Origin of the sequence: Aeromonas sp. 61P, from assembly GCF_051919545.1 — a bacterium.
GTDB classification, from domain to species: domain Bacteria; phylum Pseudomonadota; class Gammaproteobacteria; order Enterobacterales; family Aeromonadaceae; genus Aeromonas; species Aeromonas veronii.
The window spans coordinates 3,065,814-3,087,441 of the sequence record NZ_JBQBEL010000001.1 but is presented as its reverse complement, the minus strand read 5'-3'; the positions used below and the strand labels follow the sequence as shown (position 1 = coordinate 3,087,441).

At 58.9% G+C, this 21,628-nt stretch carries 20 protein-coding genes and 1 other annotated feature; of the genes, 12 read left to right on the top strand and 8 right to left on the bottom strand.

The features are described from left to right. The first annotated feature begins 181 nt into the window (after nucleotides 1-181). The 3 genes from selD to ACTG2O_RS14650 are packed head-to-tail and all read left to right on the top strand — an operon-like array spanning nucleotide 182 to nucleotide 2,998. The gene (gene selD, locus ACTG2O_RS14660; protein ID WP_439976201.1) at nucleotides 182-1,219 is read left to right on the top strand and encodes a selenide, water dikinase SelD; all 1,038 of its coding nucleotides are present in this window, start codon (nucleotides 182-184) and stop codon (nucleotides 1,217-1,219) included. Next, entirely contained in the window at nucleotides 1,216-2,331 is a 1,116-nt protein-coding gene (mnmH, locus tag ACTG2O_RS14655; RefSeq protein ID WP_257124906.1) for a tRNA 2-selenouridine(34) synthase MnmH, read from the top strand. Before selD ends, mnmH begins: the two co-directional genes overlap by 4 nt. A 22-nt stretch (nucleotides 2,332-2,353) precedes the next feature. Further along, a complete protein-coding gene (locus ACTG2O_RS14650) occupies nucleotides 2,354-2,998 on the top strand; it encodes an MBL fold metallo-hydrolase (protein ID WP_158112562.1) in 645 nt (214 codons plus the stop codon). Between the two features lie 189 nt (nucleotides 2,999-3,187). Here the strand turns inward: ACTG2O_RS14650 and rnd are convergent, their stop codons facing one another. The 7 genes from rnd to ACTG2O_RS14615 form a co-directional block, all read right to left on the bottom strand. Continuing rightward, nucleotides 3,188-4,300 carry a ribonuclease D gene (rnd, locus tag ACTG2O_RS14645; RefSeq protein WP_439976198.1) on the bottom strand — a complete coding sequence of 371 codons (1,113 nt, stop codon included), beginning with the start codon at nucleotides 4,298-4,300 and terminating at the stop codon, nucleotides 3,188-3,190. A 108-nt stretch (nucleotides 4,301-4,408) separates the two neighbouring features. Continuing rightward, nucleotides 4,409-6,085 (bottom strand): long-chain-fatty-acid--CoA ligase FadD, encoded by a 1,677-nt coding sequence (gene fadD, locus ACTG2O_RS14640; protein ID WP_085942148.1) that lies wholly within the window; start codon nucleotides 6,083-6,085, stop codon nucleotides 4,409-4,411. Between the two features lie 198 nt (nucleotides 6,086-6,283). Then, nucleotides 6,284-7,162, bottom strand: coding sequence for an alpha/beta fold hydrolase (locus ACTG2O_RS14635; RefSeq protein WP_257124904.1), 879 nt, complete (start codon nucleotides 7,160-7,162; stop codon nucleotides 6,284-6,286). 8 nt (nucleotides 7,163-7,170) lie between these two features. Then, complete coding sequence (locus tag ACTG2O_RS14630; RefSeq protein ID WP_021230054.1) at nucleotides 7,171-7,686, bottom strand: Slp family lipoprotein; 516 nt, start codon at nucleotides 7,684-7,686, stop codon at nucleotides 7,171-7,173. 118 nt (nucleotides 7,687-7,804) lie between these two features. Beyond that, a complete protein-coding gene (tsaB, locus tag ACTG2O_RS14625) occupies nucleotides 7,805-8,506 on the bottom strand; it encodes a tRNA (adenosine(37)-N6)-threonylcarbamoyltransferase complex dimerization subunit type 1 TsaB (RefSeq protein WP_069556447.1) in 702 nt (233 codons plus the stop codon). A gap of 90 nt (nucleotides 8,507-8,596) precedes the next feature. Next, nucleotides 8,597-10,507, bottom strand: a complete 1,911-nt coding sequence (locus ACTG2O_RS14620; RefSeq protein ID WP_439976196.1) for an ATP-dependent DNA helicase — start codon at nucleotides 10,505-10,507, stop codon at nucleotides 8,597-8,599. Between the two features lie 67 nt (nucleotides 10,508-10,574). Then, entirely contained in the window at nucleotides 10,575-10,820 is a 246-nt protein-coding gene (locus tag ACTG2O_RS14615) for a hypothetical protein (protein ID WP_439976194.1), read from the bottom strand. Between the two features lie 187 nt (nucleotides 10,821-11,007). Continuing rightward, nucleotides 11,008-11,136, top strand: a sequence feature (His leader region). 24 nt (nucleotides 11,137-11,160) lie between these two features. On the opposite strand from ACTG2O_RS14615, the gene hisG reads away from it, so the two are divergent. Genes hisG through hisIE form a run of 8 tightly spaced genes read left to right on the top strand, consistent with a single transcriptional unit; the run spans nucleotide 11,161 to nucleotide 18,421 of the window. Next, nucleotides 11,161-12,057: an ATP phosphoribosyltransferase gene (gene hisG / locus ACTG2O_RS14610; protein ID WP_439976192.1), complete on the top strand. Its 897-nt coding sequence runs from the start codon at nucleotides 11,161-11,163 to the stop codon at nucleotides 12,055-12,057. A 12-nt stretch (nucleotides 12,058-12,069) separates the two neighbouring features. After that, entirely contained in the window at nucleotides 12,070-13,395 is a 1,326-nt protein-coding gene (gene hisD / locus ACTG2O_RS14605) for a histidinol dehydrogenase (RefSeq protein ID WP_439976190.1), read from the top strand. Then, nucleotides 13,392-14,462 (top strand): histidinol-phosphate transaminase, encoded by a 1,071-nt coding sequence (gene hisC, locus ACTG2O_RS14600; protein ID WP_019446753.1) that lies wholly within the window; start codon nucleotides 13,392-13,394, stop codon nucleotides 14,460-14,462. Before hisD ends, hisC begins: the two co-directional genes overlap by 4 nt. 15 nt (nucleotides 14,463-14,477) lie before the next feature. Next, complete coding sequence (gene hisB / locus ACTG2O_RS14595) at nucleotides 14,478-15,602, top strand: bifunctional histidinol-phosphatase/imidazoleglycerol-phosphate dehydratase HisB (protein WP_019446754.1); 1,125 nt, start codon at nucleotides 14,478-14,480, stop codon at nucleotides 15,600-15,602. Continuing rightward, nucleotides 15,602-16,243: an imidazole glycerol phosphate synthase subunit HisH gene (gene hisH, locus ACTG2O_RS14590; protein ID WP_421342238.1), complete on the top strand. Its 642-nt coding sequence runs from the start codon at nucleotides 15,602-15,604 to the stop codon at nucleotides 16,241-16,243. Before hisB ends, hisH begins: the two co-directional genes overlap by 1 nt. Then, nucleotides 16,244-17,005, top strand: coding sequence for a 1-(5-phosphoribosyl)-5-[(5-phosphoribosylamino)methylideneamino]imidazole-4-carboxamide isomerase (gene hisA, locus ACTG2O_RS14585; protein WP_439976186.1), 762 nt, complete (start codon nucleotides 16,244-16,246; stop codon nucleotides 17,003-17,005). Further along, nucleotides 17,005-17,778, top strand: coding sequence for an imidazole glycerol phosphate synthase subunit HisF (gene hisF, locus ACTG2O_RS14580; protein WP_439976184.1), 774 nt, complete (start codon nucleotides 17,005-17,007; stop codon nucleotides 17,776-17,778). The genes hisA and hisF overlap by 1 nt, the downstream gene beginning before the upstream one ends. Continuing rightward, a complete protein-coding gene (hisIE, locus tag ACTG2O_RS14575; RefSeq protein WP_323914320.1) occupies nucleotides 17,771-18,421 on the top strand; it encodes a bifunctional phosphoribosyl-AMP cyclohydrolase/phosphoribosyl-ATP diphosphatase HisIE in 651 nt (216 codons plus the stop codon). Before hisF ends, hisIE begins: the two co-directional genes overlap by 8 nt. Nucleotides 18,422-18,454: 33 nt before the next feature. Here the strand turns inward: hisIE and ACTG2O_RS14570 are convergent, their stop codons facing one another. Further along, nucleotides 18,455-19,969, bottom strand: a complete 1,515-nt coding sequence (locus tag ACTG2O_RS14570; protein ID WP_439976182.1) for a KAP family P-loop NTPase fold protein — start codon at nucleotides 19,967-19,969, stop codon at nucleotides 18,455-18,457. A gap of 354 nt (nucleotides 19,970-20,323) precedes the next feature. On the opposite strand from ACTG2O_RS14570, the gene ACTG2O_RS14565 reads away from it, so the two are divergent. After that, nucleotides 20,324-21,613 carry a sensor domain-containing diguanylate cyclase gene (locus ACTG2O_RS14565; RefSeq protein WP_439976180.1) on the top strand — a complete coding sequence of 430 codons (1,290 nt, stop codon included), beginning with the start codon at nucleotides 20,324-20,326 and terminating at the stop codon, nucleotides 21,611-21,613. The last annotated feature ends 15 nt before the right edge of the window (nucleotides 21,614-21,628 follow it).

The following is a 21,628-nucleotide window of genomic DNA, read 5'->3' as shown; positions in this document are numbered from 1 at the left end:
TTGTCGCCCTTTTCTTCCCCGTCCGGCCTGGCGGTCCTTCATAACTGCCAGTCATCGCTGCCCCTGTTGGCACCGAGGCCACCCATATTTGCGGCTTCTTGTCATTCTCTCTACAAGACCGCCCATTGACCAAGACGGCTCCACAGAGCCTCTGCTCTGTTTGCAAATAAAAGGGGTAAGTATGTCTTCCATTCGTCTGACCCAATACAGCCACGGCGCTGGCTGCGGCTGCAAAATTTCTCCCAAGGTACTCGACACCATTCTCAAGAGCCAGATCCCAGGCTTCAACGACCCGACCCTGATCGTTGGCAACAGCAGCAAGGATGACGCGGCCGTGGTCGATATCGGCAACGGTCAGGGCATTGTCTCCACCACCGACTTCTTCATGCCCATCGTCGATGACCCCTTCACCTTTGGCCGCATCGCCGCCACCAACGCCATCAGCGATATCTACGCCATGGGCGGCAAGCCTATCGTTGCCATCGCCATCCTCGGCTGGCCCATCAATACCTTGGCGCCGGAAGTAGCCCAGCAGGTGATCGATGGCGGCCGTCAGGTGTGCCATGAAGCGGGCATTTCGCTGGCCGGTGGTCACAGTATCGATGCCCCCGAGCCCATCTTCGGCCTCGCGGTCACCGGTATCGTGCCTCTGAATGCCATCAAGCAGAACGACACCGCCAAGGTGGGTGACACCCTCTATCTGACCAAGCCCCTCGGTATCGGCATCCTCACCACCGCCCAGAAGAAGGGCAAGCTGAAACCCGAACACGAGCAACTGGCCCCCAATGCCATGTGCACCCTCAACAAGATCGGCCAGCGCTTTGCCGAGCTGCCGGGTGTCCACGCCATGACCGACGTCACCGGCTTTGGTCTGGCGGGCCATCTGCTGGAGATCTGCGAAGGCTCCAATGTCAGCGCCCGCCTCGACTTCAAGGCGCTGCCGCTGCTTGATGAGGTGGATTACTACCTCGCCGAGGGCTGCGTCCCGGGCGGTACCCTGCGTAATCACGACTCCTACGGCCACAAGCTCGATGCCATGGACGATCGCACCCGCAACATCATGTGCGACCCGCAAACCAGTGGCGGCCTGCTGGTCGCCGTGGGGAAAGAGAGCGAAGCCGAGCTGCTCGCCATCGCGCGCGAAGCTGGCCTTGCACTCTCACCCATCGGCCAGATCAAGCCCCTTGAGGGCTCCCGCTTTATCGAGATTGTCCAATGAGTGAATTGCCACTGGCCACGGACTACGCCCAACTCTTTTTGGACGATGTGCCGTTGATTGATGTGCGCGCCCCCATCGAGTTCAAGGAGGGGGCCTTCCCCTGCTCGACCAATCTGCCCTTGATGACAGACGATGAGCGTGCCCAGGTGGGGACCTGCTTCAAGAAGCAGGGTCAGGCCGCCGCCATTGAGCTTGGACACAAGCTGGTGGGGGGAGCAGTGCGTGCCGAACGACTCGAAGGCTGGCTGGCGCAGTTGCGCAAGCAGCCCGATGCCCTGCTCTACTGCTTTCGCGGCGGCCTGCGCTCGCAAACTGTACAACAGTGGCTGGCTGAAGCGGGGGTGATTCGCCCCCGCGTCGCCGGTGGCTACAAGGAGCTGCGCCGCTTCCTGATCGACACCCAGGACAAGGCCTCTGCCGAGTGTCGCTGGACTGTGCTGACCGGCATGACCGGCTCCGGCAAGACCCATATGCTGGACCATGTGGCCCAGGCGCTCGATCTGGAAGGACACGCCCATCACAGGGGCTCGTCGTTTGGTCAGCTGCCCGGCGGCCAGCCCAGCAACATCAACTTTGAAAACAACATGGCCATCGAACTGCTCAAGCGCCGCCATCAGGGCGAGCATGCCTTCGTAGTCGAGGACGAGAGCCGCCTGATTGGCCGCTGCTGCCTGCCCCTCTCCCTCCATGAGGCCATGAGTCAGGCACCGCTGGTGGTGGTGGATGTACCGCAGATCGATCGCGCCGAGCAGATCCGCGAAGATTACGTGCACGATCTCTGGCTGCGCTATCAAGCCATGTATGGCCAGGAAGCCGGTTGGCCGCTGTTTGCCGCCTACCTCACCGATGCGTTGGCCCGCCTCAAGCGCCGCCTCGGCGATCTGGCCCACCGCGAGCTGGATACCCTGATGCAGACCGCCCTCACCGAGCAGGAAAAGAGCGGCGATACCGGGCTGCATCTGGCCTGGATCACCTTGCTGCTGACCCGCTACTACGATCCCATGTATCTCTACCAGCTTGGCAACAAGCAGGAGCGCATCGTGTTTCGCGGTGACAAGCAGGCCTGCCTCGACTATTTCGCCGAGCAGCATGCCAGCGCACTGCGCGGCTGACCCATCCCAAGAGAGGAACTCTATGTTGAAATTCGAGGTGATCCCGGTCACCCAGTTCGCCCAGAACTGCTCCCTCATCTGGTGTGACGAGACCCATCAGGCGGCCCTGATCGATCCGGGCGGCGAAGCGGACAAACTGCTGGCCGCCATCGCCAAGCGCGGCCTGACCCTGACCCACATACTGCTGACCCACGGTCATCTGGATCATGTGGGTGCCGCCGCCGAGCTGCGGGAAAAGACCGGCGTCGCCATTACCGGTCCCCACAAGGAGGACGCCTTCTGGCTCGACATGCTGCCCCAGCAGAGCCAGATGTTCGGCTTCGCCCATACCCCCGCGTTCACGCCGGATCGCTGGCTTGAGCAGGGTGACAAGGTGCAGCTTGGCCAGTGCGAGCTGGATGTCTACTTCTGCCCCGGCCACACCCCGGGCCATATCGTGCTGCTGAACCAGGCCGAAAAACTCGCCTGGGTTGGCGACGTGCTGTTTGCCGGCAGCATCGGCCGCACCGACTTCCCCCGTGGCGATCATGGGACGCTGATCAAGTCGATCACCGAGACCCTGCTGCCGCTGGGTGACGAGATCGTCTTTATCCCGGGCCACGGCCCCAGCTCCACCTTCGGCCGCGAGAAGGTGAGCAACCCCTACCTGACCCAGCCTATCTGGTGATCAAAAAAGGCAGCGGTATTAGCCGCTGCCTTTTCTTCTCTGCTCTCTTTTTCATTCTCGACTCCTGCCATCCGGCCAGCCATGTCCCCTCTGCGTTCTCCAGTTCAGCATGCCTGTTTGTCTCTTTCGCCCAATTAAAATCCCCACCCTGGGGTGAGGATTTATTTATAGGTGCAACCGTCTGGTGGCTTATTGTGCCAGCAGGTGACCGACCAGCTCATGACGCCACCCTTGCAGCAGCATCGGTTTATCGCTACGGGCCCGCTCTTCGTCGTTCATCCGCCAGCTCCAGGTGAAGTACTGGTGAATGATCTTCTTGCTGGCAATCAGCTCGGGCGGAATATTGCTCGCTTTGGCCTTCTCTTCCACCATAGCCTTGATGCGCTTGAGCTCGGCCTTGTACTGGGGGAAGTCCACCAGCCGGCGAATGGGCTCGGGCCAGCTGTCAGGATCGCTCTGCTGCGCCTTGGCGACGATATCGAGCATCCGCTTGCCGTGGATCTTGATCTCGATGGGCGAGAGGCCGAGCTCGTTGAGATCCCGCAGGGAGGCAGGACGACGCTCCGCCACCTTGAACAGGTGCAGCTCTTTGACCACGAAGTTGAGGGCCAGATCGCGGCGCACCGCCTCTTGCTGGCGCCAGGCGGCCAGCTCGCGCAGAATGGCGAGCTCGCGGCGACCCAATTGCCAGGCGTTGACGATGTCAAGATAAGCCTGACGGGGATCGCTACCCTGGGTCTTGCGGGCGGAGTGGTTTTGGCACTCCTGCTCGAACCAGGCAAACTTGCCGCTTTCCCGCAGTTTGGCCATCACCTTCTCGTAGAGCGGCATCAGGTAGAAGACATCCGCTGCCGCGTATTCAAGCTGACGTGGCGTAAGCGGGCGGGCCAGCCAATCGGTGCGCGCTTGATCTTTTTCCAGCTCGACCCCAAGGAATTCGTTCACCAGCGCACCAAAGCCGACCGAGACGCCGTAACCGAGAAAGGCGGTTGCCAGCTGGGTGTCGTGCATCTGGTTGGGCAGGTGGCCCGCCTGATGCTGGATAAGCTCCAGATCTTCGCCAGAGGCGTGCAGGATGGAGATCTGCCCTTCCCTGCCCAGTCGCTGCCAGAGGGCGGAGAGATCCAGCGTCAGCGGATCCAGCAGTGCCAGATGCTCGCCGTCATAGATCTGGAACAGGCCAAGCTGGGGGTAGTAGGTACGGGTGCGAACGAATTCAGTATCGATAGCCAGGGGAACGTCGGCCAGAGAAGCGAGATACTGCTCAAGTTCGGCTTGCTGAGTGATAAGTTGATAGTGCATCTGTGCCTGCGCGGTTGATCAGGGCCAAAAAGAAAAAACCGTGGGATGACCCACGGTTCTGCATAACGACGGTGCTGGTTTGCAGAGGGTTCTGCAGCTTCAGTCCGGTTATTGCTTGGCAATCTCCTCGTCGCGCAGTACGCGGCGCAGGATCTTGCCCACATTGGTCTTGGGAAGTTCGTCACGAAATTCTACCAGTTTCGGCACCTTATAGGCAGTCAGATGTTTGCGGCAGTGGGCAATAATCTCGTCCTCCTGCAATTTTGCATCTTTCTTGACCACAAAGATCTTCACCAACTCGCCGGAGACCTTGTGTGGCACACCGACAGCGGCCACTTCCAACACTTTCGGGTGCAGGGCAACGACATCTTCGATCTCGTTCGGATAGACGTTGAAACCGGAGACCAGGATCATGTCCTTCTTGCGGTCAACGATCTTGAAGAAGCCCTGCTCGTCGCACACGGCGATATCACCGGTACAGAGCCAGCCATCCTGCATCACTTCGGCGGTCGCCTCGGGACGCTGCCAGTAGCCCACCATCACCTGCGGGCCGCGCACCTGCATCTCGCCCGGAGTGCCGAGGGCGTGGATCACCTGACCGTTGTCATCCACCAGCCGGATCTCGGTAGAGCAGACCGGCAGACCGATGGAGCCGTTGTAATCGGTCAGATCGTAGGGGCAGACGCTCACCAGTGGTGAGCACTCGGTCAGACCATAGCCTTCCAGCAGCGGAGTGTCGGTCAGTGTCTTCCACTTCTCCGCAACCGCGCGCTGCACTGCCATGCCGCCGCCGATGGTGAGCTTGAGCTTGTCAAAGGCGATCCCCTGAAACTCTTCGTTGTTGACCAGCGCATTGAACAGGGTGTTGACCCCGGTAATGCAGGTGAAGGGGTACTTCTTGATCTCTTTGACAAAGCCTGGGATGTCGCGCGGGTTGCTGATCAGCAGGTTGTAACCGCCGATACGCATAAAGAGCAGGCAGTTCACGGTCAGGGCAAAGACGTGATAGAGGGGCAATGCGGTGACCACGAACTCCTTGCCGCGCTCCAGCATGGGGCCGTAGACGCCGAGACACTGCTCGACGTTGGCAATCATGTTGCGATGGGTCAGCATGGCCCCTTTGGAGAGGCCGGTGGTGCCACCGGTGTACTGCAGGAAGGCGAGATCGTCGTTGGTGATCTCCGGTTTGATGTACTGCAGGAAACGCCCCTTGGAGAGGGCCTGACGCATGGTGGTGGCGTGGGGCAGATTGTATTTCGGCACCAACTTCTTGACGTACTTGACCACGAAGTTGACCAGGGTGCCCTTGGCCAGCCCCAGGTTATCCCCCATCCGGGTCAGAATAACGTGCTTGATCGGGGTGTCGTAGACCACCTTTTCCAGGGTATGGGCGAAGTTGGAGACGATGACGATGGCCTTGGCACCCGAATCTTTGAGCTGATGCTCCAGCTCGCGCGGGGTATAGAGCGGGTTGACGTTGACCACGATCATGCCGGCGCGCAGGATGCCGAACACGGCGATGGGGTATTGCAGCAGGTTAGGCATCATCACCGCAACCCGATCCCCTTTCTCCAGCTTCAGCTCGTTTTGCAGGTAGGCAGCAAAGGCGCGGGACTGCTCTTCCAGCCGGCGGTAGGTGATGGTTTGGCCCATGTTGACGAAGGCGGGCTGATCGGCAAACTGGGTTACCGAGGATTCGAACATCTCGACCAGGGAGCTGTATTGGTCTGGATTGATCTCGGCGGGGACCCCTTCCGGATAACGTTTCAGCCAGACTTTTTCCACAAACTTCTCCTGCATAACTAGCACCTGTGCGCTCACTGTGTTGCCTCCGTCCCGGTTCACATCCATTTTAATCGGTTGTTTTAAGCTGATGCTCTAATGCCGCACATATTTACACAGCGCAACATCAATTAACAGCAAATTAACAACAGAAAAATGTGAGGGAGAAAACAAACCTAGAATAATTGAAAGCTGGCGATTCTACCGAACTTGACAAAACTTTACGATACAAACGGCCGTATCAACCGAATTTTCCATATGAAAATGGTGGTTTCCACCCAATATGACCCGCTCGATCTGCTGGAAGGCATCCTGACGGGCCTGCCATTGGGCTTCAAGTGCAGCAAAGCCCTGCTCCCCCTGAATCAACAGCACAGGACAGCGGATAGCCGCCATCAATGCCCGGGCCTGCCCTTCGCTCATTCTCAGGGGTGAAAGATCCCGCAAACGGGGGTCGCTGCGCCAGTGCCAGCGCCCTGCCCGCTCTTCAAGCTGCCGCTCACAGATAAGGCGCGCCGACTGCGGCGTGATATCCGCCACTTTGCAACGAGCGGCGACAGCCTCATCGATGGAGACAAAACCGTTGGCACTGCGCTCCCGGGTGCGACTGCGCTTTAAAATTGCACGTCGCAGCTGGGCAGGTACCTCCTCATCGGGCTGGCTGAGCGGCCCCAGCCCCTCCAGCATGATCAACCGCTCCACCTGTTCGGGAAACACCCCGGCATAGGCGGAGGCGATCAGCGCCCCGAGGGAGTGACCGAGCAGAGTGAAGCGCGACCAGCCTGCGGCCTGAACGATCTGGTAGAGATCGTCCAGCCAGTCGACAAAGACATAAGGGTTGGTTTTGTGATCGGAGTGACCATGTCCCGGCAGATCGACACAGATGAGGTGAAAATCCCCCAGATGCGGTGCCAGCGGCAAGAAGCTTGCACTGTTGTCGAGCCAGCCATGCAAAGCGATCAGCAGGGGTTTGCCCTGCTGAGTCTGATCCGCGAGTTGATTCTCAAGCAGGGCCACCTGCCGACCATCTGCCAAGGTGAGCAGACGTTCGTGCAGAGTGCTTTTGATGCTCTTGATCATGGCAAGCCTTAGCGACGCAGCGGCCGTCTCGGCCAGAAGGGATCATAGAAAGGATCGTAGAAGTAGGGGTCCATGTAGCGCACCTCCACCTCCTTGACTGGCGGCCACAGCTTGCTGCCCGTCACATTGAGCACAGAGAAGCGGTACTTGTGCTCGCCAATCTGGCTATCAACCGGTTTGCCTATGGTGCCAAGCACAGTCAGGCTGCGCCCCTTGGCATAGAGGGTCGGGTCGACAAAGCCCTTCATGATGGCCAGAAAACGGCCCGGGCTCTGCTCGGTCTGCTCCGGCACGCCGTTGGACTTGAGCGGCAAATAGACCACTTCAATGACGCTCTGATCCGCCTTGTTGTGCACCGCCGAGATAACGCCGCTCCAGCGGGCCGGTTTGCCCTCCATCCCGCCAAGGGCGGGCTGATAGGCCACCAGCTGGTTTTCTGGCTCATAGGCCAGCTCTTTAGGAACCGAGCTGCAGGCCCCGAGCAGCAGGGCCAGCGCCCCGACCACCATTGTGCGTTTCATCATGTCGCTTCTGGTATTACGCATCATGTCACTCTCCTGTTGCCGGCGTGGCCCGTCGGGCCATCCGCTTGTGTTGCAGCTGATGAGCGGCAAGAGCGACATGACGTCAGTGCTCCTGCCCTTATTCGCGACCCGGCAGTTTTTTCCAGGTCACCTTGTCACGCAAATAGACCGGCGTCGCCTGTTCAACCGGCACCGCCTCCCCCGCCAACCAGGCCGCGCGGGCCAGCGGCAACATGTCTTCTGCCGCCGGGAAGCGCACCTGACTCACCGCCAGCTCATCGGCCAGACCACTCAGGGTCTCGCCATAGGTTTCAAAACCGGTGCCGACGCAGGTCACCCGACCCGCCAGCTTGCCACGGACGTCAACCAGTGCCGCGGGCTCGCTCACCACCTCGTCACCCACCAGTTGCATGCGGCCATCAATCAGCTCATAGCGGCCGAAATAGACCTCGTTCATCCGCGCATCGATGGCGGTCAGCACCTGCTCGGCGCCATCCAGTCGATAGGCGCCTTGCGCCATGGCGGCTAGGGTCGAGATGCCAATCAGCGGCACACCCGCACCAAACGCCAGACCTTGCGCCACACTGATGCCGATCCGCACGCCGGTAAAGGAGCCCGGGCCGCGGCCGAACGCGATGGCATCGAGGTCACTCAAACTTATCCCGGCATCCTCTAACACAGCCTGAACCATGGGCAGGATTTTTCGGGTGTGATCCCGTGGCGCCTCCTCCCAGCGGGAGAACAGCTTGTCACCCACCAGCAGGGCGGCGGAGCAGGCTTCGGTGGCGGTATCAACGGCCAGGATCTTCAACTCGTTCATGCTTTCCAATCTCTATAAAATCAGTCAATTACATAACCGGCAAGCGAGATATGCTCACCCGTTGTTCAAATCTGTTAGCTGGCGGCACACTTATTCACTGCGATCGAAAAAACTCCCCAGCGTTCCCAACTCCCGGGTACGGGGGATGGCGGGCAGACTCTTGATAAAGGTGGCGCCATAAGGCTTGTTGACCATTCGTGGATCACAGATCACCAGCACCCCGTGATCACTGCGATCACGAATAAGCCGCCCCACCCCCTGCTTGAGGGCAATCACCGCCTTGGGCAACTGCAGCTCGGCGAAGGGATCCCCCCCCTTGAGCTTGCAATCATCCACCCGCGCCTTGAGCAGCGGATCATCAGGGCTGGCAAACGGCAGTTTGTCGATGATAACACACGACAACGCCGCCCCTCGCACGTCGATCCCCTCCCAGAAGCTGCTGGTCGCCACCAGCACGGCGCGGCCATTCTCGACAAACTCCTTGAGCAACCGCTGCTTGTTGTCCTCCCCCTGCAACAAGACGGTGCGGCCAATCTCCCGGCGCAGCACCTCGGCTACCTGACGCATCACCTGATGGCTGGTGCAGAGGAAGAAACAGCCACCCGGCGTCTTGTTGATGAGGGGGATCATCAGATTGGCCAGCTGCTCGCCACGGCCAAAGGCGTTGGGCTCCGGCAGATAACGGGGCACACAGAGCCGCGCCTGCTCGCCATAGTCAAACGGACTGTCGAGGATCAGCTCGGCGCTGCCCGCCAGCCCCAGCTCGGCTTTGAAGTGATCAAACCGCATATCCACCGTCAGGGTGGCGGAGGTGAAGACCCAGGCCACTTCCGGTCTTTGCACCTCGGCACTGAATCGCTCGGCCACCGACAGCGGCGTCAGATTGAGGGTGAAATGAAGCCGTGAGCAGTCGTACCAGTATGAGAAACCGGTCTGGTTGACCGCCAGCACTTCACCCAGGCGGGTGCGCAGTTCACTGATGCGCTCGAAGGCGTGATCCAGCTGCTCGCCACGGCCGAGAGCCAGTTTCAGCACTTCGTAGCAAAGCCCGATGGCATCGTTAAGACGAGCCAAAGCCTGCCCCCAAAGCGGCTGGCGCAGCATGTCGCGGGTATTACCACGACCGCCATCCACCCCGAAGGCGAGACGTAAGTCCTGACTGGCGATAGCGAGCCGGTCCGCCGCCTTGCCGAGCTGGGCCATGTCGTGGGCCTCTGCCCGATAGGCCAGCTGGATATCCTGCGCCAGATCCTGAATCGTTCGGCTGCCTACCGACTTGCCGAAGTAGTTGGTGGCGATCTCCGGCAGCTGGTGCGCCTCGTCAAACACATAGACTTGCGCTTCGGGCACCAACTCACCAAATCCGGTGTCTTTCACCGCCATATCGGCGAAGAAGAGGTGGTGGTTGATCACCACCACCTGGGCGTCCATGGCGCGGCGTCGTGCCACCACCAGATGGCAGTCGTCGTAATAGGGGCAGTCGCGACCGAGGCAGTTATCGTTGGTGCTGGTGACGTGGGCGAGGATCTCGGCGTTCTCCTGCAATCCCGGAATATCCCCCACATCGCCGTTATCGGTAGCAGTGGACCAGGATTTGACCTTCACCAGATCGTTGAGAATTTCAGGCTTTTGCAGATGGGATTCGCTCAAGAGCCGGTTCATCCGCTCGATGCAGAGATAGTTGCTGCGCCCTTTGAGCAAGGCCACCGGCGGGGTGTAGGAGAGCGCCCCTGTGATGGTCGGGAGATCCCGATAGAAGAGCTGCTCCTGCAGGTTCTTGGAGCCGGTGCTGATCACCACCCGCTTGCCGGACTCCAGCGCAGGCACCAAATAGGCGTAGGTCTTGCCGGTACCGGTCCCCGCCTCCACCAACAGACGGCCACCACTTTTGATGACGCGCGCGACCGCTTCGGCCATCTCCAGTTGGGGAGCGCGGGCTTTGAAACCGTCGATATGGCTGGCCAGAGGGCCATCTGGCTTGAACAGGGTCTGGATGGTCAAAAGGGCGTCCCGCAGCAAAAGCGGCCATTATGCCAAAAGCGCGGCAAAAGCGGGACAGATAATCTGCCTAGACGAACAGATCGATCTGATGCTCGGGGTCCGGCTTGTGATCGCCCTCTTCCGCCTTGGGCTGATCACGTTTGGCTGGCGTGTTATATGCCTGCTGGCGCTGCTGGGAGTCACTGTTGTCAGTGCTGGTCTTGCGCAGCTGGTGCTTTTTGCTGATCTGGTTCACTTCCCGCTTGATATCTTCGCTGCCGGGCGCAGCGGGCGCCCGGGGCAAAATGGGGAACAACAGGTCCTGGCTGGGCATGATGGCGACTCCTGCAGGGGTTATTGTCTAGTTATCGACCAGAAAACCGTTTTCGCCACTTTAATCGATCAAATCACAATTTCGGGTTGCATTTTCTGTCAAGGCAGGTAGTTTAAATCAGGCGTCAATTACGACATCTTATTTTGTAAAGGATTGATTACATGAAGTTCACCACCCTGAAGACTCATCACCACCATCATCATCCCGACTAGTCTTTCAGGAGGTTGACTGCTGGAAGACACTTAACTGGTGACTTCCAAAAGGACCGCAAGATTCATAAACCCTCGGAAGCACACACTTCCGAGGGTTTTTTCGTTTTTGACTAGAAGGAAATCGAGCAATGGAAACACAACGTCTGCGTATCGCCATGCAAAAGTCCGGTCGTCTGAGCCAGGACTCCCAAGCCCTGTTCAAGAGCTGTGGCCTCAAGATCAACCTGCGCGAGCAGCGCCTTATCGCCCATGTCGAGAACATGCCCATCGATATCCTGCGGGTGCGTGATGACGACATCCCGGGTCTGGTGATGGAAGGGGTGGTCGACCTTGGCATCATCGGCGAGAACGTGCTGGAAGAGGTGCAGCTTATTCGCGCTTCACAGGGACTGCCCTTCGAGGTCAAAACCCTCAAGCAGCTGGACTTTGGTGGCTGCCGCCTCTCGCTGGCGGTGCCGGAAGATGTAACCTACACAGGGCCACAGAGTCTGGCGGGCAAGCGCATTGCCACCTCCTACCCCGGGCTGCTCAAGCGCTTCTTTGACGATAAGGGGCTCGGCTTCAAGAGCGTGATGCTGGGTGGCTCGGTGGAAGTGGCGCCGCGCGCGGGTCTCGCCGATGCCATCTGCGATCTGGTCTCCACCGGCGCGACGCTGGAAGCCAATGGCCTCAAAGAGGTGGAGGTGATCTATCGCTCCAAAGCGGTGCTGGTACAGGCCCCCAACCCCTTGTCCGATGCCAAGCAGAAGCTCATCGACAAATTGCTGCCCCGCATTCAGGGGATGCAGCAGGCCCGCGAGAGCAAGTACATCATGCTGCACGCCCCCAAAGAGAAGCTCGATGCCATCACCGATCTGCTGCCGGGTGCCGAGCGTCCCACCATCATGCAGCTGGCCGGTGACACCAATCAGGTGGCGCTGCACGTCGTATCCAGCGAGACCCTGTTCTGGGAGACCATGGAGCAGCTCAAGGCGCTCGGTGCCAGCTCCATTCTGGTGCTGCCCATCGAAAAGATGATGGAATAAGGAAGGGATATCATGCAGACCCTGATCTGGAAGACCCTCTCCCCCGCCCAGCAGGCCGATGTGCTGACCCGGCCCGCCCTCAATGACGAGGCCGATATCGGCGCCGTGGTCAAAGAGATCATCGCAGCGGTGCGAAGCCGGGGCGACGAGGCCCTGCGCGAGCTAAGCCAGCGCTTCGAGCGCGCCCCCCGTGAACAGCTGCGCGTTAGCGAAGATGAGATTGAAGCTGCCTGCGCGCGGCTGGATGACAACATCAAAAGCGCCATCGAAGCAGCGATTGCCAACATTCGTACCTTCCACGACGCGCAAGTTCAGCCGGTGGTACGGGTAGAGACCCAACCCGGGGTTGTGTGCGAGCTGCGCATCCAGCCCATCAGCCGGGTCGGCCTCTATGTGCCGGGGGGCAGCGCACCGCTCCCCTCCACCGTGATGATGCTGGCCATTCCGGCACGCTTAGCCGGTTGCCGTGAAGTGGTGCTCTGTACCCCGTCCCCCGCCAGCGACGAGATCCTGTTTGCCGCCCGCGCCTGCGGCGTCGAGAAGGTGTTCGCCATCGGCGGTGCCCAGGCCATCGCCGCCATGGCGTACGGCACCGAGAGCATCCCCAAGGTGGACAAAATCTTCGGCCCGGGCAACGCCTATGTGACCGAAGCCAAGGGCCAGGTATCCCGCGACTGGCGCGGCGCCGCCATCGACATGCCGGCCGGCCCCTCCGAGGTGCTGGTCATTGCCGACGAGAGCGCCAACCCCGCCTTCGTGGCAGCAGATCTGCTCTCCCAAGCCGAGCATGGCCCCGACAGTCAGGTGGTGCTGGTGACCACCTCACCACTGCTGGCCGATGCCATCGCTGGCGAAATCAAGAGCCAGCTGGCCAAGTTGAGCCGCCGGGATATCGCCGCGCAGGCGCTCGGCAGCAGTCTGGTGATCCTCTGTGACGATCTGACCGAAGCGTGTGCCATCTCCAACGCCTACGCGCCGGAACACCTGATCGTGCAGACCCGCGCTCCCCGTGATCTACTGGATCAGCTTGAGAATGCCGGCTCCATCTTTCTGGGGGCATGGACACCCGAGTCGGTCGGCGATTACGCCAGCGGCACCAATCACACCCTGCCAACTTATGGCTATGCCCGCACCTGCTCGAGCCTTGGCCTCGCCGATTATCAGCGCCGCTACACGGTGCAGGAGCTAAGCGCCGATGGTATTCGCGGCCTTGGCCCTATCGTCGAGCGCATTGCTCAGGCCGAGGGGCTCGATGGCCACAAAAATGCCGTCACCCTCAGGTTGAATGCCCTGGCCACCGCGCCCCAACCAACAGCACAGCAGAAGGATTTGTCATGAGCATTGCCAATCTGGCGCGCCGCGTGGTGCGGGCCCTCACTCCTTATCAATCCGCCCGCCGCATCGGCGGCAAGGGCCACGTCTGGCTCAACGCCAACGAAGCGCCGCTGGCCTATCCCTTCACCATTGAGGGGAGCCGCCTCAACCGCTACCCCGAGTGCCAACCGGCCGAGGTGGTGAACGGCTATGCCGCCTACGCCGGGGTTAATCCGGATCAGGTGCTGGTGAGCCGCGGCGCCGACGAGGCCATCGAGCTCTTGATCCGCACCTTTTGCGAAGCGGGTGAAGATCAGATCCTCATCTGTCCGCCCACCTACGGCATGTACGCCATCAGCGCCGAGACCTGCGGCGTAGGTATCGTCGAGCAGCCGCTGACCGCCAGCCGTCAGCCTGACTGGCCCGCCATTGCCGATCGCCTCAGCGATGTGAAGCTGGTCTTTCTCTGCTCCCCCAACAACCCCACAGGGGATCTGGTGGGTCGCGACGGTCTTATCGCTTTGCTGGAGAAAGCCCGGGATCGCGCCATCGTGGTGGTGGACGAGGCCTATATCGAGTTCTGCCCGGAAGCGTCCGTGGTGGACCTGCTGGCCCGCTTCCCCAATCTGGTGGTGACCCGCACCCTCTCCAAAGCTTTTGCCCTGGCGGGGATCCGCTGCGGCTTTACGCTGGCAAGCCCCGAGGTGATCGCCATGCTGGCCAAGGTGATCGCCCCCTATCCCATCCCCGAGCCCATCGCCCAGATCGCGGCGCAGGCCCTCTCCCCCATGGGGCTGGAGCTGATGCGCGAGCGAGTGATGGAGCTCAACAAGCAAAAAGCCACCTTCAAGGCAGAGCTGGCCAAGCTTGCCTGCGTGAAGGAAGTATTCGAGGACAAGGGTAACTTCGTGCTGGTGCGCTTTGTGGATGGCGCCGCCGTCTTTGCTGCCATGAAGGCCGCCGGCATCATACTGCGGGATTTCTCGACCAAACCCGGCCTTGATAACAGCATTCGCGTCACCATCGGCTATCAGGGCGAGATGGATGCCGTGCTGGCCGTACTGCGTGATCTGCCCTCTCCCACTTTGTAAGACAAGGATGTAGCGATGAAGACCCCGTTTTTGTTTATCGACCGCGACGGCACCCTGATTGAAGAGCCGGTGACCGACAAGCAGGTGGATAGCCTCGCCAAACTGCGCTTCGAGCCCATGGTCATTCCGGTGCTGCGCGAGTTGCAGGCCGCTGGCTACGTGCTGGTGATGGTGACCAACCAGGATGGGCTGGGTACCGCCAGCCTGCCGCTGGAGAACTTCCAGCCACCCCACGACCTGATGATGCACCTCTTTGAATCGCAAGGGGTGAAGTGGGAACAGGTGCTGATCTGCCCGCACTTCCCTACCGACGGCTGTAGCTGCCGCAAGCCTCACCTCGGGCTGGTAAAGGAGTATCTCGCCTCCGGTCGCATCGACTTTGCCAACTCCTTCGTGATTGGCGATCGCCAGACCGATCTGCAACTCGCCGAGAATATGGGTATTGGCGGCATTCGCTACCACCCACAGGATCACGACTGGCTCGCCATCCGTGATCAGCTGTTGTCCAAGGGGCGCGTAGCCTCGGTGGAGCGTTACACCAAGGAGACCCGCATTCAGGTAGCGGTGGATTTGGACCCTTCTGCCACAAACAAGAGCGGCGGCAACCAGATCGCCACCGGTATCGGCTTCTTTGATCACATGCTGGATCAAATTGCCACCCACGCCGGTTTTCAGCTCAAGCTGAACGTCAGCGGCGATCTGCATATTGACGATCACCACACGGTAGAGGATGTGGGGCTGGCCCTCGGCCAGGCGCTGCGTCAGGCCCTTGGCAACAAGCGCGGCATCGGTCGCTTCGGCTTCGTGCTGGCAATGGACGAGGTGCAGGCGGTAATCGATGCGCGCCCGCTGACCGAGCAGGAGGTGGGCACAGCGCTGGACTTGAGCGGTCGCCCCTACTTCGTGTTTGACTGCCCGAGCGGCTTTGGCCGCGACAACGTGGGCGAGATGGCCACCGAGATGGTGCCCCACTTCTTCCGCTCGCTGTCGGACGCCATGGCCATAACCCTGCAGATGAAGGTGGGCAGCGGCAACACCCACCATCAGGTGGAGGCACTGTTCAAAGGCTTTGGCCGCGCCCTGCGTCAGGCCATCCGGGTGGAAGGGAGCGAGCTTCCCTCCAGCAAGGGAGTGCTGTGATGGATGTAAGCAAGCAGAAGCTGATCATTATCGATACCGGCTGCGCTAACCTGGCCTCGGTCAGAATGGCGTTCGAGCGCCTCGGCGTGCAGCCGCTGGTTTCCAGCGTGGCGGCCGATATCGAGCAGGCGGATAAGCTGATCCTGCCCGGTGTCGGCACCGCGGTGGCCGCCATGAAGAACCTAAACGAGCGCGGGCTGGTACCGCTCATTCGCGCCGCCAAGCAGCCGCTGCTGGGCTTTTGCCTCGGCATGCAGATGCTGGCGGAGGCTTCCGAAGAGAGCATGGGTACGGATGACTCGTCAGAGCGCCTTATCGACTGCCTTGGCATAGTGCCGGGCAAGATCCGGCTGATGGAGGTGGACAATTTGCGCCTGCCCCATATGGGCTGGAACCAGATTGAGCATGACGAGACCCATCCTCTGCTCAAGGGGATCCCGAGCGGCAGCTACTTCTATTTCGTTCACTCCTATGCGCTGGAGGTGACCGACGCGACGCTGGCGACCTGCGACTATGGCCAGCCGTTTACCGCCATCGTCGGTGGGGTTGCAGAGCACAGCAACTTCTTTGGCGCCCAATTCCACCCGGAGCGCTCAGGCGCAGCCGGTGCCCGTTTGCTGCAAAATTTTCTGGAGCTTTGAATGATCATTCCCGCAATTGACCTTATCAACGGTCAGGTGGTTCGCCTCTATCAGGGGGACTACGAGCAGAAGACCGAATACAGCAGCAGCCCGCAGGCCCGCTTAGATGAATATGTCTCCCAAGGAGCGGTGCAGCTCCATCTGGTGGATCTGGACGGTGCCAAAGATGCCAAGGCGCGCCAGCTGCCCCTGCTGACCCAACTGCTGTCGGCCACCGAAGCGCCGGTTCAGGTCGGCGGCGGCGTGCGCACCGAACAGGATGTGGCGGATCTGCTGGCCGCTGGCGCCAGCCGGGTAGTGATCGGCTCTACCGCCGTCAAATCCCCGGCTCTGGTGGCCAGCTGGATGGAGAAATATGGCCCCGAGCAGATCGTGCTGGCGCTGGACGTCAATATCGATGAGCAGGGCAATCGCCATATCGCGGTGGCGGGCTGGCAGGAGAACAGCGGTGTGACCATCGAGGCACTGATCGAGCGCTTCCTCCCCGCCGGGCTCAAGCATGTGCTCTGCACCGACATCAGCCGTGACGGCACCCTGGCTGGCACCAACGTCGAGCTCTATCGGGATCTCTGCGCCCGCTACCCGAGCGTCGCCTTTCAAGCCTCCGGCGGCATTGGCGGCATCGCGGATATCGAGGCGCTCAAGGGCTCCGGCGTCAAGGGGATCATCCTTGGCCGTGCCCTGCTGGAAGGCAAATTCTCGGTAGGTGACGCCATCGCCTGCTGGCAAGCCCCCGCAGCTGATACCACAGGAGGCAACTGATGCTGGCAAGACGTATTATCCCCTGCCTCGACGTAAAAGATGGCGTGGTGGTCAAGGGGGTGCAATTTCGCAACCACGAGGTGATGGGCGGCATTGTCGAGCTGGCGCGCCGCTACGCCGAGGAAGGCGCTGACGAGCTGGTGTTCTATGACATCACCGCCTCAAGTGATGCCCGGGTAGTGGACAAGAGCTGGGTGAGCCGGGTAGCTGAGGTGATCGATATCCCCTTCTGCGTCGCCGGTGGCATCAAAAGCGTGGAGGACGCCCGCCAGATCCTCGAATTTGGCGCAGACAAGGTCTCCATCAACTCTCCGGCGCTGGCCGACCCGACCCTTATCAGCCGACTGGCCGAGCGCTTTGGCGTGCAGTGCGTGGTGGTGGGCATTGACTCCTACTTCGACGCCGACACGGGCCACTATCAGGTCAAACAGTTTACTGGTGACGAGAGCCGCACCCGCACCACCGCCTGGCACACCCTCGACTGGGTGCAAGAAGTGCAAAAGCGCGGCGCAGGCGAAATCGTGCTGAACGTGATGAATCAGGACGGCATGCGTCAGGGTTATGATCTCGACCAGCTCAAGCTGGTGCGCAGTGTCTGCAAGGTGCCGCTGATCGCCTCCGGCGGCGCCGGTGCCATGGAGCACTTTCGCGATGCCTTCACCCTCGCCGATGTGGACGGGGCGCTGGCCGCCTCTGTGTTCCACAAGGGCCTTATCCCCATTCCCGAATTGAAACGCAGGCTGAAAAACGAAGGAGTCGCCATCCGTGAATAACTTCTCTGAAAATGCACAAACCACCGCCAGCGCGCGCCCCCTTGCCGAGCAGCTCGATTGGGCAAAATGCGATGGCATGATACCCGCCATCGTCCAGCATGCCGCCAGCGGCGAGGTGCTGATGCAGGGCTTTATGACCCGTGAGGCACTGGAAAAGACCCAGACCACAGGTCAGGTCACCTTCTTTAGCCGCAGCAAACAGCGACTGTGGACCAAGGGTGAAAGCTCGGGCAATGTGCTCCAACTCGTGGCCATCAGCACCGACTGCGATCAGGACTCTCTGCTGATTGCCGCCAACCCCGTCGGCCCCACCTGCCACAAAGGGACGACCTCCTGCTTCCATGGTCACCCGCTGCCACCGCTCGGTTTTCTGGCAGAGTTGGAACAGACCCTGGCCGCCCGCAAAGGGGCCGATCCGGCCACCAGCTACACAGCCAGCCTCTATGGCAAAGGGACCAAGCGGATCGCTCAGAAGGTGGGTGAGGAAGGTGTTGAAGTGGCGCTGGCCGCCATGGCCAAGGATCGGGAGGAGCTCATTAACGAATCCGCCGATCTGCTCTACCACCTGACCGTACTGCTGCAAAATGAAGGGCTGGGATTACAGGATGTCGTTCAGCGACTTTACGAGCGACATAATAAATAAGTTGATAGTAAAGCCGGGTTATCCCGGCTTTATTTAGTCAAGATGCACAGCCAGCTCAACTAAATTTTTATACGTTGTTAAACGTCGCTCCAATAGTGAGAGTTCCTTTTCTGCCAAAATAGTATTTTCTTCTACAGTCAAATTTCGCATTCGCTTAACACAATCTTTTGCTAACGTGATAAAACGATATGAACACTCATCATCTGAAGTCGATTTCAATAGACTTTCATAAGAAATGGCTAACATATTTTTTAATGAAACCATATATGTTCCATCTATAAAAGGATTTAGATATCGTTCATGTTCGACATCCTCAATATAACTTCCTATTGCACTCCCTGCTTTTATAAAACATTGAAAATGTTGTTCTTCATACTCACTTGTAAGAGTATTGAAACCTTTTAGCTTAGGATGGTTATCTGTCGTAGGCATTTTGCCATCCGCTACAGCACGATAATCTCCATTGCGTTTCTCGCAAAGAGAGAACATGTAAACAAGAAAAATCAGATTTAATGTGCAACCTTGGTAATTGACGATGGACGCGATCGTTCGATCCAACACTTGCTCTGTTTTTCTTAAGCTCAATGAAAAATGATCACAAACAGCTGTCAATACATTTACCAACACTTGGCTATCAGTGATCTCAGGCCATACGTTGACATGCTCAAAATGCAATTTTTTATCTACAATTGCCTGCTGAATAAACTCTCGCCGAGAGATACTGCCTAATGTAAATCGTCTATGAAAAAATCGGCCAAGATAACTTTCTGCATCAAAACCATCGCCATAAATTACCTTGATAGCATGCTGTAACTGCTCGGTATCCGTGGCCAGTACAAACACCACGCGCTTAATATCAAAGATATGCTTGATAGTCTCCAGCATTTCTACCGCATAGGAGGGACGGCAGCGATCCAGTTCATCAATCAAAATAAAGGCGGGATAGTCCAGTTCTCCGTTACCTAATCCAACAACCCCTTCCACCCATTGCCTTATCTCTTGTTTAAGATACTGAATAGATTCATAACGCTCTTTGTGATTGCTACAAAGCGTATCAACCAGCTTATCTGCATCTTCGCCTTCCACAGAAAAATCACTATCTTCCCATCCAGCTTTTTTAATGGCTGACTTGAGCACCAATTTCCCGCCCACTTTGAGCAAACCCAATAGTTTGGACTTGATGCCATCAGGTATTGCAACCTTATTTCCTGTTGCATCTTTCAATTGATCGATAATCGACGAAATAACCGTCAATAAAGGATCATCGGAAAAATCCTGCTGCCAGGCATCGATATAGACGGTGGGATAGTGCGCTTTCAGCTCCATATACCAGCGCTTGATAAACCAGGTTTTACCCGCCCCCCACTCGGCATTGAGGTTAAGCACATAGTTGCGCTGCTTGCCTTCGGCGGCCAGGTAGTTGGTCAGAAACTCTGCATAGCGGGCACGATCAAGCCGATCGGCACTCAAGATCTCTTCGCTACCCGCAATGGCCCCCGGCCCGTCCCACTGAACGACGTCATCCCAATTAAACGGTGCCACTGCCATCTCGAATCTCTCCATATTGCGTTGCTGAGGATGATATCAGGGGCACAGTGAAAATAGTTTGATTAAAGACCTGTTTGTTGCCCTTTCTGCCGCTCGGGCTGGCGTATTTGACTGCCGGGCAATTGCTCTGCTGCTGGCCAACGATGCCGGGCCGATATAGGTGGGACGGTTATCTGCATAGCCACGGACTCAGTTGATTTCCTTTGACCACACCAACGATGACAATCGTGTGACATGGCGCAGATCCTGCGGAAATAAACGCGAAACATGGCCTGTGAAGTGCTTAATTTAAACCGTTGGTACATATATTCGCGCTGTATACAACGATGCCCTTAACCAAGGATGGTTAGCCCCATGAAGGATGAGCCCTTCTCTATCCAGTTACAGCATGAGCTGGATCACCTCAAAGCCATCTTCAACGAGACGGACGCCTACATGTTTACCAAGGATCTGGCGGGCTGTTACACCTATGCCAATCAGGCGGTGCTGGATCTCTTTGGCTGCACCCTCGCCGAGTTGCAGGGGCAGGATGATCGGGCTTTTTTTGATCTCGAATTCTCGGATGCGATTCAGCGCAACGATCAACTGGTACTGGAGCAGCAGCTTGCCCTCGCCCAAGAGGAGGTCAACTACCTCAAAACCACCGGGGAAAAGCGCTGCTACTGGACTGTCAAAAAGCCCATGTATGACCGGGATGGCAACCTGATCGGCCTGTGCGGCATCTCCACCGATATCACCGAACACAAGCTGATCGAGGCGCGGCTGGCGGAGCAGCATCAGCTGCTGGAGCTCATCCTCGCCAATGTGGATGCCCATATCTATATGAAGGACAGCCTGCACCGCTTTCTCTACGTCAACCAAAAGGTCGCCGATCTGCTGGGCATTCCTGCCGAGCAGATCATCAATCGGCGCGATGATGAGGTGATCCCGGCTGCCAGCGCCTGCCAGCTGTGGCGGCTGGACAACCGGGTATTCGAAACCGGCGAGCTGCAAGCCGGGGAAGAGATGCTGACCGATCCCGAAGGAAATCAGCACTACTACTGGTCGGTCAAGGTGCCCTTTCTGCTGGGGGATGGCACTCCCACCCTGATCGGTATCTCCTCCGACATTACCGAACTGCACCAGCTCAAGGAGCAGTTGCACCAGCAGTCGGTACGCGATGGCCTCACCGGTCTCTACAACCGCCGTTTCTTTTTCGAACTGTGCGAGAAGAACCTCAGTCTGGACATGCGCCACCATCTCACCTCGGTGCTGATGGTGCTGGATGTGGATCAGTTCAAGTGCATTAACGATCGCTTCGGCCATCCCCTTGGGGATAGCGCGCTGGTGCATCTGGGCAGGGTGATGCAATCGGTGCTGCGCAGCGAAGATGTGCTGGCCCGCATCGGCGGTGACGAGTTTGCCATCTTGCTACCCAACACCACCCTCTCGGCCGCCGCATCTCTGGCCGAGCGGCTGCGCCTGCAGGTGATGCAAAGCCCGCTGCCCCTGCCCGATGGGGATAAGCTGGTCATCACCATCAGCGCCGGACTGGTGGAAAATGGCGAAGGGGAGCTGATGGAGAGCCTCTACGCCCGCGCCGATCAGATGCTCTATCAGGCTAAACAGAGCGGCCGCAACTGCGTCGCCTGCAAGGCACCCTAGCCATACAACGGGAGG

Excerpts from the sequence above, each read along its gene's own strand:
- rnd (WP_439976198.1), bottom strand. The coding sequence starts at position 4,300 with ATGCACTATCAACTTATCACTCAGCAAGCCGAACTTGAGCAGTATCTC.
- hisH (WP_421342238.1), top strand. The coding sequence starts at position 15,602 with ATGGATGTAAGCAAGCAGAAGCTGATCATTATCGATACCGGCTGCGCT.
- hisD (WP_439976190.1), top strand. The coding sequence starts at position 12,070 with ATGCAGACCCTGATCTGGAAGACCCTCTCCCCCGCCCAGCAGGCCGAT.
- ACTG2O_RS14630 (WP_021230054.1), bottom strand. The coding sequence starts at position 7,686 with ATGATGAAACGCACAATGGTGGTCGGGGCGCTGGCCCTGCTGCTCGGG.
- hisF (WP_439976184.1), top strand. The coding sequence starts at position 17,005 with ATGCTGGCAAGACGTATTATCCCCTGCCTCGACGTAAAAGATGGCGTG.
- tsaB (WP_069556447.1), bottom strand. The coding sequence starts at position 8,506 with ATGAACGAGTTGAAGATCCTGGCCGTTGATACCGCCACCGAAGCCTGC.
- ACTG2O_RS14565 (WP_439976180.1), top strand. The coding sequence starts at position 20,324 with ATGAAGGATGAGCCCTTCTCTATCCAGTTACAGCATGAGCTGGATCAC.
- selD (WP_439976201.1), top strand. The coding sequence starts at position 182 with ATGTCTTCCATTCGTCTGACCCAATACAGCCACGGCGCTGGCTGCGGC.
- hisC (WP_019446753.1), top strand. The coding sequence starts at position 13,392 with ATGAGCATTGCCAATCTGGCGCGCCGCGTGGTGCGGGCCCTCACTCCT.
- ACTG2O_RS14570 (WP_439976182.1), bottom strand. The coding sequence starts at position 19,969 with ATGGCAGTGGCACCGTTTAATTGGGATGACGTCGTTCAGTGGGACGGG.
- mnmH (WP_257124906.1), top strand. The coding sequence starts at position 1,216 with ATGAGTGAATTGCCACTGGCCACGGACTACGCCCAACTCTTTTTGGAC.
- hisG (WP_439976192.1), top strand. The coding sequence starts at position 11,161 with ATGGAAACACAACGTCTGCGTATCGCCATGCAAAAGTCCGGTCGTCTG.
- ACTG2O_RS14615 (WP_439976194.1), bottom strand. The coding sequence starts at position 10,820 with ATGCCCAGCCAGGACCTGTTGTTCCCCATTTTGCCCCGGGCGCCCGCT.
- hisB (WP_019446754.1), top strand. The coding sequence starts at position 14,478 with ATGAAGACCCCGTTTTTGTTTATCGACCGCGACGGCACCCTGATTGAA.
- ACTG2O_RS14635 (WP_257124904.1), bottom strand. The coding sequence starts at position 7,162 with ATGATCAAGAGCATCAAAAGCACTCTGCACGAACGTCTGCTCACCTTG.
- hisA (WP_439976186.1), top strand. The coding sequence starts at position 16,244 with ATGATCATTCCCGCAATTGACCTTATCAACGGTCAGGTGGTTCGCCTC.
- ACTG2O_RS14650 (WP_158112562.1), top strand. The coding sequence starts at position 2,354 with ATGTTGAAATTCGAGGTGATCCCGGTCACCCAGTTCGCCCAGAACTGC.